This window comes from Bradyrhizobium sp. AZCC 1721 (genome assembly GCF_036924715.1).
Taxonomy (GTDB): Bacteria; Pseudomonadota; Alphaproteobacteria; order Rhizobiales; family Xanthobacteraceae; genus Bradyrhizobium.
Window position 1 is genome coordinate 1,573,316 of record NZ_JAZHSB010000001.1, and the last position, 14,506, is coordinate 1,587,821.

13 protein-coding genes and 1 pseudogene are annotated in these 14,506 nt (G+C 58.6%); 7 read left to right on the top strand and 7 right to left on the bottom strand.

Annotation, left to right across the window (positions count from 1 at the left end):
• Window positions 1-11: 11 nt before the first annotated feature.
• Window positions 12-347, top strand: coding sequence for a hypothetical protein (locus tag V1273_RS07670; RefSeq protein WP_334367001.1), 336 nt, complete (start codon window positions 12-14; stop codon window positions 345-347).
• Window positions 348-374: 27 nt separating this feature from the next.
• A complete protein-coding gene (locus tag V1273_RS07675) occupies window positions 375-578 on the top strand; it encodes a hypothetical protein (RefSeq protein ID WP_334367002.1) in 204 nt (67 codons plus the stop codon).
• Window positions 579-790: 212 nt separating this feature from the next.
• Here the strand turns inward: V1273_RS07675 and V1273_RS07680 are convergent, their stop codons facing one another.
• A complete protein-coding gene (locus tag V1273_RS07680; protein ID WP_334367003.1) occupies window positions 791-925 on the bottom strand; it encodes a hypothetical protein in 135 nt (44 codons plus the stop codon).
• A gap of 471 nt (window positions 926-1,396) precedes the next feature.
• Here V1273_RS07680 and V1273_RS07685 point away from each other — a divergent pair, with 471 nt between their 5' ends.
• Entirely contained in the window at window positions 1,397-2,599 is a 1,203-nt protein-coding gene (locus tag V1273_RS07685; RefSeq protein WP_334367004.1) for a PQQ-dependent sugar dehydrogenase, read from the top strand.
• Window positions 2,600-2,840: 241 nt separating this feature from the next.
• Window positions 2,841-3,074: pseudogene (locus V1273_RS07690) on the top strand (sigma factor-like helix-turn-helix DNA-binding protein); the annotation flags it as partial.
• A 958-nt stretch (window positions 3,075-4,032) separates the two neighbouring features.
• Here the strand turns inward: V1273_RS07690 and V1273_RS07695 are convergent.
• Window positions 4,033-4,950, bottom strand: coding sequence for a DUF1127 domain-containing protein (locus V1273_RS07695; protein ID WP_334367005.1), 918 nt, complete (start codon window positions 4,948-4,950; stop codon window positions 4,033-4,035).
• A gap of 150 nt (window positions 4,951-5,100) precedes the next feature.
• Between V1273_RS07695 and V1273_RS07700 the strand changes: the two genes are divergently transcribed.
• The 3 genes from V1273_RS07700 to V1273_RS07710 all read left to right on the top strand — a co-directional run bounded on the left by V1273_RS07700 (window position 5,101) and on the right by V1273_RS07710 (window position 9,987).
• Window positions 5,101-6,735: a winged helix-turn-helix domain-containing tetratricopeptide repeat protein gene (locus V1273_RS07700; RefSeq protein WP_334409191.1), complete on the top strand. Its 1,635-nt coding sequence runs from the start codon at window positions 5,101-5,103 to the stop codon at window positions 6,733-6,735.
• A gap of 1,438 nt (window positions 6,736-8,173) precedes the next feature.
• Window positions 8,174-9,541: a phenylacetate--CoA ligase family protein gene (locus tag V1273_RS07705; RefSeq protein WP_334409192.1), complete on the top strand. Its 1,368-nt coding sequence runs from the start codon at window positions 8,174-8,176 to the stop codon at window positions 9,539-9,541.
• Between the two features lie 62 nt (window positions 9,542-9,603).
• Window positions 9,604-9,987 (top strand): hypothetical protein, encoded by a 384-nt coding sequence (locus V1273_RS07710; protein ID WP_334409193.1) that lies wholly within the window; start codon window positions 9,604-9,606, stop codon window positions 9,985-9,987.
• Between the two features lie 335 nt (window positions 9,988-10,322).
• On the opposite strand, the gene V1273_RS07715 is transcribed toward V1273_RS07710, so the two are convergent.
• From V1273_RS07715 to V1273_RS07735, 5 genes are all read right to left on the bottom strand, one after another.
• A complete protein-coding gene (locus V1273_RS07715) occupies window positions 10,323-10,832 on the bottom strand; it encodes a hypothetical protein (RefSeq protein WP_334409195.1) in 510 nt (169 codons plus the stop codon).
• Window positions 10,829-11,056: a hypothetical protein gene (locus tag V1273_RS07720; RefSeq protein ID WP_334409196.1), complete on the bottom strand. Its 228-nt coding sequence runs from the start codon at window positions 11,054-11,056 to the stop codon at window positions 10,829-10,831. Before V1273_RS07720 ends, V1273_RS07715 begins: the two co-directional genes overlap by 4 nt.
• A gap of 222 nt (window positions 11,057-11,278) precedes the next feature.
• Entirely contained in the window at window positions 11,279-12,001 is a 723-nt protein-coding gene (locus V1273_RS07725; RefSeq protein ID WP_334367011.1) for a metallophosphoesterase family protein, read from the bottom strand.
• Window positions 11,991-12,785 carry a hypothetical protein gene (locus tag V1273_RS07730; protein ID WP_334367012.1) on the bottom strand — a complete coding sequence of 265 codons (795 nt, stop codon included), beginning with the start codon at window positions 12,783-12,785 and terminating at the stop codon, window positions 11,991-11,993. The genes V1273_RS07725 and V1273_RS07730 overlap by 11 nt, the downstream gene beginning before the upstream one ends.
• A 743-nt stretch (window positions 12,786-13,528) precedes the next feature.
• On the bottom strand, window positions 13,529-13,708 hold the full coding sequence (locus V1273_RS07735; protein ID WP_334367205.1) for a hypothetical protein: 180 nt from the start codon (window positions 13,706-13,708) through the stop codon (window positions 13,529-13,531).
• Window positions 13,709-14,506 lie beyond the last annotated feature (798 nt).

Sequence of the window (14,506 nt, forward strand, 5' to 3'; positions counted from 1 at the left end):
GCGGACAAGGCATGGATACAGTCACGAAAATAATCGCAGCTCCGGCGGCTCTTTGGGCAGCCGTGGTCGGCCTCGTCGCCCTGCTTCCGCTTGGCTTGGGAATCTACTGGCTCTTCAACAAGCAGGCCAGATTGAGAGATTTGGCTGAGTTGAGAAAGAAACTTGATGAACTAAGGGTCTCTGATCCTGAGTATGGCGCTGTCAGGGCGCTTTACACGTCGATGATGGTCGATGCGGAGCGCTGGGGTTTTGTTAAATCTGGCTCTGGATCGGGCGGCGATGGTGAAAGCGCCGACCACAGCGTTGGTGGTCATGTGGGCGATGGCAACGCCGGCAGTGATCACTGATGGTCGAGATGAGCGACGGAGGCTCAGATGGCTGAGGCCGTTGTTCGTCTTATCGGTGCGTTGATCCAGGCGGCGTTTGAACTTCTCGTCCATCATACGGGCAAGAAGGTTCTGTCTCTTTGGGGCCGCAAGTCGAACCCGTTTATCGAATTGCTGATCGGTCTGGTCGTCTGGAGCGTCGCCGGACTTCTGTTGGTCGCTGCTATTGCAGCACTCGCCTCAAAGGCATGACAGGATGTTCGCGGCAGCGACTGAGGGTGCCGCAAGAGATGCCGGATGATGAGCGGGCAGCAAATGTCTGAGATGGGTCAATCGCGTCATTTTGGTCGTCGGCCGACTACTTCCGGTCTTCCCCTGGAAACGGACATCGTCAGGGCCGATCGCCATGTCTCAAAGGTGCCAATAGGAGCCGATCGTTGAGAGCTTGACCGGTTCAACCGGAGCTATTTCTTCCTCCCTGGCATGAAGTTCGGCTGCCAGGTCGCGGCCTTTTGGCTGGGCGCCGCGGCGATGACCTTGACCTTTTCTTTCTTGGGCTTCTTGGCTTCGCGGTTGCCTCGTTGCTGGCTTTTGGCCATGGCAGTCTCCTCCTGTTTTTCAAGATGATTGAATTCATCTGACAACAGGACCTGCCCGCTGATAACAGGACCTGCCCGCGCGGGGTGCAGATCCTCACGTCGAGGTAGCCTTCTTGCACGAACTGCCTGGCCTTCTTCAGCGCGGCCGCCGCCGTGACGCGGCCGAGATTTTCGCGAGCCCCTTCATGGTTGCCACCGACCCGGTATTTCAGTTTAGGCTTGGACAACGCCGCCGCGTTGCCCACATGCCCACAGCAACCGCAACAGAAAAGGAAGAGTCTCAAGCCGAGATTCCAAATTGACCGCGCGGCTTGGCCGATGCAACCTCGGGATCGCTGCCAACAGGAGCAGAGAGGCGCCGCCCGTCGGCTAGATCAACGGCCGTCTGCGGCGCGACACCAGCGGTGCGAGGAGTCAATCACGCCGCACCACCTTACCGGTCGCCAAGTCTGAGATTGGGGGAATAGGGGAATGATCCGGAACGCGAATCATCGCGGCGCGCGCCGGAGCGGGCCGTTCAGCGTTATGGTGGCACTCGCTCTCTGTGTTAGCGCCCCGCTCGACAGCACCCTTGCTCGCGCTCCCGAAAACGGAGAACTCAGCGCTCCCGAAGTGCCCGCGGATTTCGGGGCCGTGCAAATTGCGGGTCCGTTCGAGTTCCCTTGGTCCATCGCTGTTCTGCCAAACGGCTCCATTCTCCTTACGGAACGTGTTGGCCGCCTTCAACTCATCCGGCCGGGGTCAAGTGCTCGCGAAATAACCGGCGTCCCTCCCGTCCTGTTCAGCGGGCACTCCGGACTTCTCGACGTTTCCGTTGATCCAGGTTTCGGCGAAAATGGCATTATCTACCTGTCTTATGTGCACGGAACCGGGTCATCCTCCACGATCCGCGTGCTCCGGGCCAAGCTCGATGAGCCGCGCTCGAAGCTTAAGCACAAGCAGGTCATCTTTGAGAGCTCGCCGCCCGCGCCGAGCCCGAACCAACTCGGAGGCCGGATCGCTGTGACCGGCGATGGATACCTATTTTTGACGCTTGGTGACCGCTGGGAGGGTGAGCGCGCGCAGGATCTGGCTGATCACGCCGGGTCAATCATTCGCATCCGCACCGACGGCTCGGTTCCGTGGGACAACCCGTTTGTTTCGCTGCCGGAGGCGAAGCCGGAGATCTGGAGCTATGGTCATCGCAACCCGCAAGGCCTCGCTTTTCATGCGCGTAGCGGCCAGTTGTGGTCGCATGAGCACGGACCGAAGGGCGGCGATGAGCTCAATTTGATCATCTCCGGCCGCAATTACGGGTGGCCCGTCATTACGCACGGTATCGGATATGCGGACGAGCCGATTGGCGAGGGTGCTGCCAAGCACGGTATGGAGCAGCCCGTTTATCATTGGACACCCTCGATTGCTCCGTCGGGATTGGCTCTCGAAGGTCTCGACCGTATCACCGGATTCTGGATTGGCGCGCTCGCTGGAGAAGCGTTGGTCAACCTGGACATGAAGGAGGGGCGGATCGCTTCCGAACGGCGTTTCCTCCGTGGCGAACTTGGTCGCATTCGTGACGTGCGCGTCGACTCCAACAACCTTGTATACTTTGTTACCGATGGTCTTGCTGGGGAGGTGTACCGGCTCGAGCCGGTCGTCGAACAGGCACACCAAGAGGAAAGGCGTCGGAGGTGAGGAGCAAGGGGCGCCTCTAGTCCAGACTCCGCGAGTTTAAAAATCCCATCAAGTGCGCGTTTCGCGGGATCGTGAGCACGGATTTCAGAGCTTCATGAGCATAGATTTCACAGCTTCATGAGCATAGATTTCAGACGATCGTGAGCACCGATTTCGCGGGATCGTGAGCCGCCCCGCGCGCCCGCTTCGGCCGACATCTCAAGCGGCTTAGGACAGCCTCGTCGTTTAACGAGGAAGCCCACTGCCTACCCAGAGATTGTCGATGCGCCGGAACAGAGAAGTCCTTCGTCTCAAGCATGTTCAAGGCCTACCGGAACGGGCGATTGCCCGCACGATCGGCATCAGCAACGGCGTCGTGCATGGTTATCTGCGCCGGGCCGGCGCTGCCGGGCTCAGTTGGCCGCTGCCAGATGGCCTGACTGATGAAGATCTTGAACTCTTGCTTTTCTCCGCGCCGCGGGCGGCCTCGCAGGCCTTCGGAATGTAGGTACGTCTGGCCGGACGCGCTCGGTAACTGCCCCGATGCACCTTGTCGTGCAGGTCCTCTAGCTTCTCTTCGAGGTTCTCTCCGTAGGTCTGCCACGGCGCGGAGTCCTGTTCAAGCGACAGGTAGCTCCGCTTCAGGAGATCAACGGTGATGTGATGCAGCAGTGCAGTGAACCGTACACTCTTGCTCTGTCGCGCCGCTCGGCGCACGGCAATGAGTCCGTTCGACGCGTTGTCCCGACGCAGTGTCCGGGCCGCGGCCGTCTCGTCGCCGTTCCCCTTGGGCGGGGTCCTTCCCTCCACGGCCTCCGCCGAGGGCAAGCCCTCTTTGTTCGGCCGCGTGCATGTTCACCGTTCGGCTGTTGCCTTCATGAACCGGCCCGGCTTGCCTGTCCGGACACGGATGAGACTTCCCAGGTTCCGTGCAAAGAACCTCTCCACGTGCACAAGATCTCCGACTGCGCGAGGTTCTTCCGATGCAAGCCATTCGCCATGGGACGATGTTGCCTTCTCTTCAACGGAAGGAGATCGGCACCTCGGAATTAGACCCGTTTCGCAGCTCAATACTTGGCCCGTGGTCTCCCCTGTGAGCGCTTCACGTCGGCCCTCGCGGGACGCCGCGCATCACTCGAGGTCGGGGCGGATGGCTAGTCCTTACCCCATGGGGGACTTTCACCTCCTATTCTTTGCCAGCTTTCCTGGCGCACTCCGAGTCGGGTCATTCGCGTCGATTTCATTGGGCGCCGGCTACTTCCGGTCTTCCCCAATGAGCGGACATTCTCGGTGTCCGTCGGCATGTCGCAAGAGTGCCATCAACGGACTTCCGTCGGTACTGATGCTCAGAAACATGAGGACAGCCTGACTGCAAGTGACGGGGCTTTGCCAGGGCACGCTGTGCGAACTCTGGCAATGAAAAAGGGCGTCTAACTGAATCTGTGTACGTGATATCAGCGATGGACGAGTGCTGCCTCCGCAGGTGCCGCTCTCTTGGACTGCACGAAGAGGAAACGTGATGCCACAGAAATTTGCGCGTCGGCGCGGCCATCTTGGCCGATGAGGATTAGTCCCGCTCCGCCATTAGCTACAGTCAAAATGACGGGCTCGCCCTTCCATGTTTTGATCGGCTCCATTCCGATGATGAGAAATTCACCGATTGGCTGATCTAAGTATTGAAGCCTCAGTTGCGGAGCGATCTCTGGTGTCGCAAGTCCAAAACCTAGCTCTTGAGCGCGGGCATAAATTTGCCCCAGGGACGCAGTCTCGGTCTTAAAACCGAGTTCGGCCGCCGATACCGTAAAAAGCTCCACGTCTGTTTTCGTGGCGCTGAGGGTAAAGGCCGGTCGAGCAAGAATTTCCCCAGCCGAGTCTCCGACGCCACAACCTATTGCACTCAACGCGTTAAGAAGTGCGAACGAACCTGAAAACGTCCCTACTGTAATCTTCTTCCACGCCGGAACATCGACGGCGGATCTGACTAGCCCTCGCGGCATGGTCGGCGAGGGAATCTTGGTGAGCCTCAGTTGGTTCTGCAAAACATCTCTCGCCGTGCATTGCGCTTCTGCTTCGCTCCCGGATACGAGGATGCACGCGTTGCAGAGCATCATAAGCATGAGAGCCCCGCCATTTTGCCATCCTGTAGAAAGATGTGGTGTTATGACACCTCGGTTCGAGGCAACGTAGTCGATCTCACCGCGCGTGATACCGATATCCGTTAGCTCCCTTTCGCTCAGGCGGCACAACCGGGCTCGCAGCCTCTCTCGTTTGCGCCACTCTTGAAATGCATCCCAATATATCTCTAAGGGGCTGTAGACCTGCCGCTTTGCGGTTGTCTGTCCAAGCTCGGTGGCCCCGCGAATCGTAATCATTGCAATATGTCCAGGCTCGACTGTTCACCAGGCGAGCGTGCCGCGACATGCGCTGGCGTGCTTAACAAGCGGCTTACATTTTCCTTACCGGCGGCTTATTCTTCGTGTTCCAGGGGTGCTGCAGAGGTGACCCTGAGAAGGAATGGCAGCTTGCGCTATCTCTTCGATTACACGTTTGACACCGAACGGCGTGAACTGCATCGGGGGGCAGATGCAGTGTCGATCACACCGCAGGTTTTTGACCTGCTCGATTACCTGGTTCGAAACCGGGAGCGCGTCGTCAGCAAAGACGACCTCATCAGTGCCGTTTGGAACGGACGCATCGTCTCCGATGCTGCGTTGACGACCCGCCTGAACGCTGCCCGTAATGCGATCGGCGATTCTGGCGAGAAACAGCGCTTGATAAAAACGCTGCCGCGCAAAGGCTTCCGTTTCATTGGTACAGTGCAGGAAGTCCCCGGCCCCACGGTCGCCTCATTCGCGGCCAAGGCGGAGAACCCACCGAAACCTGCTGTGGACTTACATGAAAACACATCAGCGCGTGGAATGGTTATGGGAAGAAGCTCGACGCCGCGCCTGTCCATCGTGGTGCTTCCGTTCGCTAATCTCGGCGGCGGCCCGGAACAGGAATATTTCGCAGACGGCATCACGGAGAGCCTAACCACTGACTTGTCGCGGATCAGTGGCACATTCGTCATCGCCTGTAATACTGCGTTCACTTACAAAGGGAAGGCGGTCGACGTGCAGCAGCTCGGCAGGGAGCTTAGCGTCCGCTATGTGCTCGAGGGATCAGTTCAGCGCGGCGGAGACCGGTTGCGGGTCAATGTCCAGCTGATCGACGCCGAAACTCGCTCCCATCTTTGGGCCGACCGGTTCGACAAGCCCGTGACTAACCTTTTCGAGATGCAGGACGAAATCGTTGCCAGGCTTGCCATTGCATTGCATGCTCAGCTCATCGAGGCCGAGGCGAGGCGCGCGGAGCTGTCACCGCATCCGGACGCGGTCGATCTGATTTTCCAAGGAAGAAGTTGGTTGAGTAAGGGAATGACTCCCGAACACATGGCGCAAGCGCGATCCTATTTCGAACGCGCGCTGGAGCTGGACCCCGGCAATATCGAAGCGTTGGTCGGCACTGCGAACCTCGATGTGGCAAGTGTAATCGACGTCCTGGACGTCGACCGTGACGCGCGGCTTGCGGCGGCCGAGACGGCCTTGATCAGGGTCTTGTCGAGGTCTCCACGGCACGCCCGCGCGCACATGTTTTTGGGGGCCGTGCAATCGCACACCAACCGGGCGGCTCTAGCGATTGGGCAGTGCGAGCAGGCCCTGACGCTGGATTCTAATTTGGCCGACGCGCACGGTGTTATCGGTTGGGCCAAGCTCTGCAGTGGCCGCGGTGCAGAAACCGAGGCTCACTTCCAGGAGGCCTTTCGGCTTTCTCCCCGGGATAGCCGAGCATACCGGTGGATGCTCAATATCGGCATCGCCAAACAGGTTCTTGGTGCCGACGCCGAAGCAGTCGTATGGCTGCGACGGTGCGTTGAAGCTAACTGGAATTATCCCATCGGGCATTTCTCGCTGGCCGCCGCACTGGCGCGGGTCGGCTCCCCGGACGAGGCGCAAGCCTCCGTGCGCGCGGGCCTTGCACTGGATCCGACGTTCACCCTTCGCCGCTTACGGCACCTGGTGCCGGGAGGCCTCGCGGTAAGTACCGATCCAACGTTCCGTGCCGGAGCCAAACGCGTCCTTGACGACATGCGCTTGGCCGGGGTGCCTGAGGGCTGATGTCCGAGTTGGGTGTGCGCCGTGCAAAGGCGGCGCTTTCCAGTGGGTGCAAGCCCCACCCGGCAATCGCTCCAGCCGGAAGCAATCGGAGCAGTGCGGTAAGTACCGATCCAACGTTCCGTGCCGGAGCCAAACGCGTCCTTGACGACATGCGCTTGGCCGGGGTGCCTGAGGGCTGATGTCCGAGTTGGGTGTGCGCCGTGCAAAGGCGGCGCTTTCCAGTGGGTGCAAGCCCCACCCGGCAATCGCTCCAGCCGGAAGCAATCGGAGCAGTCATGGAGGTAACGAAGTGGCTGAAGCCTTCGATTAGCGTGTCACGAATTGGTGACAGCGCGAGTGTGCAGGCCGCAACGCGAGTGAACGCCGAGCAAGCCTTGAAAAGGACAATGCGCAGGTCGACCCGACAACCCCATCGGAAGACTGATACGTCTGGATGAAATGAGCGAAGCGATCGTTCAGACGCTGCGCCGGGGTAGTGGCGGCGGCATGTACACAAGGAAAGCGCACGAAACACGGGAAGCCCCAAGGCGTGGTCAGCGATGACCAACCGGAAGCCCGTGAGGGACAGGCTGGGCGCCCTGGGGTGGCGGAGAGGTTCGTAGTACCGCGGAAGCCGGGTAACGCCGGTGGAGGGAAGGGACCTCAGACAGACGCAATACGTGGTGAAGGACCTGGAGATTGGGAAACCTATCAACTCCAATAAATGGTTCAGAAGCTGCAGATGGCGTTGCACGCGAAAGCGTGAAGTCTTGTCCGAGAGCCGGATGCGGGAAATCTGCCTGTCCGGTTCGATGAGCGGGATGTGGAAACGGAGCCATGGTGGAACCACTAAGGCACCGCCAGACGAAAGGGGCGGCAACAGATATGTTCTACCTAACGCCACCGCGCCACATCTCGACTCTACCAATCGCGTCCTTGTCGGAACGACCGCTGTTGGCGCAAACCGGACATTCGGCCCGACCCGCTCCGCACGCGCATCAAAGAATGCACGTTGGCGTCATTCGAGCAGCCGCTGGCGTCTCGTCCATCCGGATGCGATAGGGCGCGACGCCCGTGGTCCGGTCGGGCGGATTAGCCCTAACCGGATCTCGGCTTTCACCTAGTCGTGAGTTGGGTCCGCTGCCTGCGCGGGTCTACCATCAAGGGCGGGTTGATCGAGACGGTCTCTCGCGCCACGAGCGCCATCGGACCTGAGTCGACAGTGCCAGTGCCCGACGGGGCCAGCGCCGACAGTGCCAGCGTCCTAGCGGCCAGAGAAAGCGAGCATCAACCTCCGCGCCCCACGCGGCGCAAGCGCTTGCGCCGCGAGTTGGGCGCGCGGTTGGTTAGTTATAGGGCCGTTTTCGTCTGATGATCCTGTAAGCCTTCGCGAGCCTCTTGCGCGGTGGTGCGACGTGAATGTCATCGCCACGCGCTCGCCCGCTGTGGGTTCACTGTCATGAGCGAAAGCATCTCATCGGTATTGCTCGATGCGCACTGCGCAAGAAGGCAAGGTCTCAACGCCATCGCCCAGCGACAACGCGCTCGGCTTGGCGAGGCCGTCGCCTTCGCTCGCGCCAACTCGCCCTATTATCGCGAACTCTATCAGGGTCTACCGGAGCGGATTGAGAGTTCGTCCGTGCTCCCGGTGGCTAATAAGCAAGAGCTAATGCGTCATTTTGACGACTGGGTTACCGACCGCGAGGTTAGTTTCGCGGCAGTGCGAGCGTTCGTCGATAACCCTGAGCTGATCGGGCAACGTCTCCTTGGCAAGTATTCCGTGGCAACCACTTCGGGCAGCACCGGGACACCTGGAATATTTCTGTTGGACACACACAATTGGACGGTCACTCTCGCTTTTTCGCTGCGCATGATGATGGGCTGGCTTAGCGCCAGCGACATGTTTCGTCTCCTCGTCCGCGGCGGCCGCGCGGCGTCGGTCCTGGCGATGGGCGGCCATTACATCGGCGCAACCAGCTTTGCTGCAATCCGCACAAAACGGTCGGCCCGACGATTACGGGCGCTTCCGGCGCAGGCGCCGTTGCGCAATCTGGTCGCCGAACTCAATCGGTACCGCCCGGCTCTGCTCATCGGATACGCCAGCGTCATGGCACTATTGGCCGCCGAGCAGGATGCCGGTCGCCTGCATATTCAGCCGGTGCTGGTTCTTCCGACTTCGGAAGGGCTTTCGCAGGACGGATACGACCGGATCGCAAGGGCATTCCACGCCAAGGTCCGGACCGTTTACGTCGCGACGGAATGCCTGTTCATGGCCATCGGCTGTGAACACGGTTGGTATCATATCAACAGCGATTGGGTGATTCTCGAACCCGTCGATGCGAGCTATCGGCCGGTTCCGCAAGGCGAGGAGTCGCATACGGTCCTCGTGAGCAACCTCGCCAATCGCGTGCAGCCGATCCTCCGCTACGATCTAGGCGACCGCATCCTGCGACGACCTGATCCTTGTCCCTGCGGCAACCCGCTTCCGGCGATCCGCGTGCGGGGCCGCACTGCCGACATCCTCACCTTCCCAGCCGAACGCGGAGAGAAAGTCGCAGTGCCACCGCTCGCGCTTGAGATCGATCATGTACCCGGTGTGGAGTTGTTTCAGATAGTACAGACTGCGCCAACACAACTGCGCGTTCGCCTACATCCCGCAGCCGACGCTGACCCAAACCGGGTTTGGCGGGCGGTGCATTCCGAATTGACCAAGCTGTTGAATGAGCATGGGCTTGGTCGCGTGTCTGTTGAGTTGGCCGCCGAACCGCCAGTTCCATCTTCCGCCGGAAAGTGCCGCACCGTCATCCCATTGGTTTCGAGCGCTTGAAGACTGATGAGAGCTTAGGCGGATCGCGCTGCTGCTAAGTGGCCCTAACGAGAGCCAAGGTTATGAAACTAACCTTTACGGATTCACGGGATGGAAGGGTGATTATTGGGTTCACCGATGAGCGCGGTGAACACGAAATCGCTCTAAGCACAGTAGAGACGGCAGACCTTATCGGTGCGTTGAGGACCTCGTTAGAGGAGGCGATTGGAAGTCCGGCCGCAGACAGCATGGCCCTTCCCAGCATTGAACGAGTGCAGATCGTTGAGACTGCGGAAGAAATGGTTTTCCGCGTTTATATGAATGATCGCATTTCCCATGATTATCCGGTTCCGAAAGGGACCGTTCTTGCGGATGAGCTTCGGATGCTGGCTGACCGGATGGAGGCGCGCAATTCGGCAAAGGCCACGCATCCATCGCCCGATGCCCAAAAGGGCAAACTGAATTAGCGGATGGCGCATGCTCACAATCGCGACCCTTCTGCAATTTCTAAGTGGTGTCTGCTTAGCTCCCACGAGCGGCGGAAAAGCGGAAATCGCGAGAGGTCCGGCCCCTGACGGCCATTCTCTCAGCCCAATAACACGACCATGTCATGACGACCACAAGCGCTGTCTTCGGCTCGATATCATTTACATACGCTCCACCTTTTATTTCGGGCGCTCCTCAACGCAAAGCGACCCCCACGAGAGACGGCGTCACTTCGGCGCGCATTCCGGGGTTACTACGTCCGAGTGCGATAGGTCAGTCCGAGCAACACGGAAGTTTGACCGCAAAGCGCGGACGCTCAGAACAGCGCGTAATTCGACAGCTCGATCGTGACGGCGTTGAAATCTCGGTCGAGCGTGCCGTCCGGATGGATCCTGAACACGCTGCGACGGCTGGGATATTTCAGTCCGTTGACGTCGACATCGTCGAATATGAAGTGCGCGGCGGGCGTGTCCGCCCATACATCAACCGTATAGTCGTGGCGGCGGAGTAACCCATCCGAGCCGAAGTAGAAGCGCTGTTCCCTTGTGTGGCTGTGGACGCCTTCCGGGAATCGCACGGCTACGCCACGAAGCGTCTCACCCTCATTCTCGATCGGAGCAACGTCGTGCGCTTCATAGCCCGGCTCGCCGAACACTAACGGCGTCGCATGGTAGGTCCACATGGCATAGCCGTTGAAGTAGGCGAGGTTCAGCGGATCCCATTTCCCGTCGAAGTTGCGATCGAATGCCTCGCGTCCATCGTCGCGAGCGCCGATAATCGAGCCATCTCCGACGGTGATCTCCACATGCAGGGGCGTCCAGGTCATCGTCCAATCCGGTTTGCCAAAAGGGGGTAACCTATGTCCGCTGGCGGTGGAATTCGCTCGTCGCGCGTGCGCCGCGGCACCGGGATCAAAGGCGCGCCTTTCAGCTCCCAGAGCTTGCCGCCGGTCAGGATGGTCGATGCTATACCCTTGAACTTGACCCAGCGGTCGTGCCCACCATGCGCTTCCAGTGCTACTTTCAACAATGGGTGCAATGCGTCGCTCATCGCGCTTCTCCTCAGGTGAGATTCACGAAGGACCGTCTAATGTGCCTTAATGCTGGATGGTACGTCGTACATAATACCCTCGCGGGATGCAAAGTACTCTCCGGATTGCGACCGAAGGCCTGTTCGGCCTGGCGCGAATCCGAAAGTACGCGTGGACTTGGATGACTGACTGCCCAGAGACGACTCGCTCGATGCAAGGGGCTTTCAGGTGAACTCCTACCGTCAGACGGAAATGAGCGCATAGGGCAACCCTGAAGGCTTCTGCACGCCCATGGCGACGTTGTACACTCGCGCTCCGGCGGGCGTGCGGCCCTCATACTTCCCGCGATGCGCATGACCATGCACGACGGCGCATACTTTGAAGCGGTCAATGGTCTCTGCAAGGCGCGAGCACCCGAGGAAGGGATAAATTTCGAGAGGTTCACCCTCTACCGTGTCGACAATCGGAGCATAGTGAAGGACCACGACGGCGCGCCGGCTGTTCACCGTGCGCATGATGTTCTCCAGCCGCATCGCTTCATTCATCGCTTCGGCAACAAACGTCTTGATCGCCGGCTCGCCGAAAGAGCTCAGCATTCGTGGACCAAATCCGCCGGCAAAGCCTTTCACACCAATAAATGCCACGCCATTAACTTCGGCTGCCTGGCCATCGAGCAGGTGTACGCCCGCGTCACAAAGGATTCGTTTCACCTCGTCGGCATGTCCCGACTCGTAATCGTGATTCCCAAGGACGCCGATTACTGGGATAGAGCAGGCACGCAGCTCTTTAGCGAGGATTTCCGCCTGTGCCGGAGTTCCGGTATCGGTGAGGTCGCCGCAAAGGACCAGGGCACCGGCACTCTTCGAGATTGCTTGAAACAATTCACGAAGCGAGCCCGACTGCCCATCCTTCACATGAAGATCTCCGATGCTTGCAAATGTGAATGAACTTGCATCATCGTTCATTGCCGCACTCGTCTTCGACGTTCAGGAAGCCCCATTTCTCGGTCGCACTTCGGTAATCGGAGCCGGAAAGCAACCGACCGCGGCAGAGTTTCGTCGCCGGTGGCGGATCTTCCCGCTGCCGACTCAATCGTTCAAGAAGATCGTCAAGCAGCCAATCCGGAATGGCATCTCGCTCGCTCGGATAGATCCAACGATACGTGAGCAGATGACAAAGCAGTATCTCCCAATGTGGGTTCATGTACATGATCAGGCGCTGCCAATCGATTGCCTCTCGCTGCTTAAGAATGAGATGGACGATATCGACGCCATCATGACGGTTCCGCTTCTGGATGAACGCCTTGGACCAGATCAGCTCGGTGGGGTTGATCACAGGCACGCAATGCCCGAGCACTTGAGCCTGTGCTGCATACTGAAACCACTCTTCCTGAACCGGCACGGCGCCATTGCTGGAACCAAAGATGACGTCAACGAAATCGCGGCCGCGGTGAACTTTTCCCAGCCAACTCTCATCCGCCGATACCCGATTGTTCCGCTGCAGGTGAGAGAGCAGGCGGGGGAATTCCGCGGCAGTTGTAAAAATGTCCAAGTCCTTTGTCGGGCGCCGTGCGTGGGTATAAAGATTTACGGCGTACCCGCCTCCGATCATGAACGGAAGATCCGATTCGAGGAGATCCCTCAGGACATTTGAATAGAACTGCTCCCTTTGGGTAAGAGACGCGAGCTTGAACGCATCGACATCTGTCGAACGTTCCGTACCCGGCGCTGGGCGATCTCGCGCGAGCACTGATCACTCCATTTGTTCCTGAATATTAATCGGCGCGCATCGTGGAAGTTCCCTTGAGTTCCGAATTGAACGACTCGGCGCGAACGGCCGCGGCGGCAGCAGAAGGCGTGCGCGATCAAGACTATCGAGGCGTAACGGCAATGCCGCACCGACGCGGATTCCGTTCTTATGTGGTCAGTATCGTACAGACGCAACTGGAATGAAGGGTAGGCTTCGCGTGTGTAGGGCAATGCAGCGGCGGTTGCGGACTCGTCGAGGAGCCTCCAAGCCTCGAACGAGTCCGCTCGCGCCGCTCTTCGACTAATTGCGCGTATCGACTGCGCCAAGCCATCAAACATTGGCTAGGAAGTTAGACGTTCTTCGGTCTATTTTTCTTGCGCTTATCGTATACTGAACGACCGGTATTGGCGCAAAGCGGACATTCGCCAAAACCGTGAAGTCAGCTAGTTGCCATGACGGACGTTGGCTCGCTGTTGCGCGCTCAGACGATGAAGCTACGATAGAAACCAAAGGGAGACCGCAATGGCTATCTCGGGTGCCATCTTAGTGGTCGCAGGAAGCGCGATTGTACTCGTGTGCGCTATCTTTTGGGCTTGGTCTGCTTACCGGCAGAAGGGATTGAGCCCAGACGAGGGGGATCATCCACCCGAGGTCCCAACACCGTAATACATCCTGCGCCAACGTGAAGCGCTATCGGGGCAGGATGTTGGGTCAGAAAATAGTTTTTGAAAGCGGGCAAGTTCTTAGTCGCGCATCGATAGGGATATCCCAAGCTTTGCTGCCATGACAGTCGTCGCACTGGGAGTCCGCTTCAACGCTTTTGCGATCTTGGCGACGCCTGACTTTGCCTTTGCCATGGTCTTCATTGTTCGAACATCGTCCTTTGTCCACGCGCGGCGAACTACTTTCTTAGCTTTTGCCATTCTTTCTCCGAATCGTACGGGGGGCGGAGCCGGGCTTCTATCATGACCGTCTACGTTGGCGATAATGAACAAGACTACATTGCGAGAATGTGAATGCGACTTCGCCACGTGAAATTCAAATGTGTGAATTAGATTACTGTTTCGGCCGGAAAAAACGGGCATGTAACCTCGCGTTTCGAGGGGACATTCCAGCATGGATGACCGATTTTATAGGGATAGAGCGCGCGTCCTGCGGGATATTGCGGATGAGGCGGACCCGTTGATTAAGCAACGGCTTTTGCGTCTTGCGAACAATTACGACGATATGGTCACAACAAAGACGATACGTAATAACGCGGAAGAACGGCCTGAGCTAGGTCGTGACGTAAATTAGCCGATACCCGGGGGGCGTTCGATTGGTTTAGGGGCTTCGACCGGTGGGTGGTAAAAACGACGCATCTGCAAAATGGGTGAAATCAAGTATCCGACACCGACCGCGCTTCCAGACACAGTAGTGACCCAAGCATTGCATTTCGCGGTCGAGAATTGATCGGCCCGTTCGGGCTTTCAGAGCCGCCAAAAGGGAAGAAGTCGTACACGCGGTGCTTTCGATGCGTGGCATGTAGCGGCGGGTTCTGCAAACATCGATGGCGAAGCCGTGTGCCCGCTAAAGATAGGACGACAGATTTTTCAAATCTGCAAAACGAGCTGAAAGGGCGACCTACCAAGATCGTGCTGGTTGTCTTTGATTTGCTCCATCGCAAATAGCTCATCGCGGCATTTGCGGTTGAGCCGCAGTTGCTTGCCGAAATTGAACTT

Bases quoted from the DNA above. Each gene is read 5' to 3' on its own strand.
- V1273_RS07670 (WP_334367001.1), top strand. From the start codon at position 12: ATGGATACAGTCACGAAAATAATCGCAGCTCCGGCGGCTCTTTGGGCA.
- V1273_RS07675 (WP_334367002.1), top strand. From the start codon at position 375: ATGGCTGAGGCCGTTGTTCGTCTTATCGGTGCGTTGATCCAGGCGGCG.
- V1273_RS07680 (WP_334367003.1), bottom strand. From the start codon at position 925: ATGGCCAAAAGCCAGCAACGAGGCAACCGCGAAGCCAAGAAGCCCAAG.
- V1273_RS07685 (WP_334367004.1), top strand. From the start codon at position 1,397: ATGATCCGGAACGCGAATCATCGCGGCGCGCGCCGGAGCGGGCCGTTC.
- V1273_RS07695 (WP_334367005.1), bottom strand. From the start codon at position 4,950: ATGATTACGATTCGCGGGGCCACCGAGCTTGGACAGACAACCGCAAAG.
- V1273_RS07705 (WP_334409192.1), top strand. From the start codon at position 8,174: ATGAGCGAAAGCATCTCATCGGTATTGCTCGATGCGCACTGCGCAAGA.
- V1273_RS07710 (WP_334409193.1), top strand. From the start codon at position 9,604: ATGAAACTAACCTTTACGGATTCACGGGATGGAAGGGTGATTATTGGG.
- V1273_RS07715 (WP_334409195.1), bottom strand. From the start codon at position 10,832: ATGACCTGGACGCCCCTGCATGTGGAGATCACCGTCGGAGATGGCTCG.
- V1273_RS07720 (WP_334409196.1), bottom strand. From the start codon at position 11,056: ATGAGCGACGCATTGCACCCATTGTTGAAAGTAGCACTGGAAGCGCAT.
- V1273_RS07725 (WP_334367011.1), bottom strand. From the start codon at position 12,001: ATGAACGATGATGCAAGTTCATTCACATTTGCAAGCATCGGAGATCTT.
- V1273_RS07735 (WP_334367205.1), bottom strand. From the start codon at position 13,708: ATGGCAAAAGCTAAGAAAGTAGTTCGCCGCGCGTGGACAAAGGACGAT.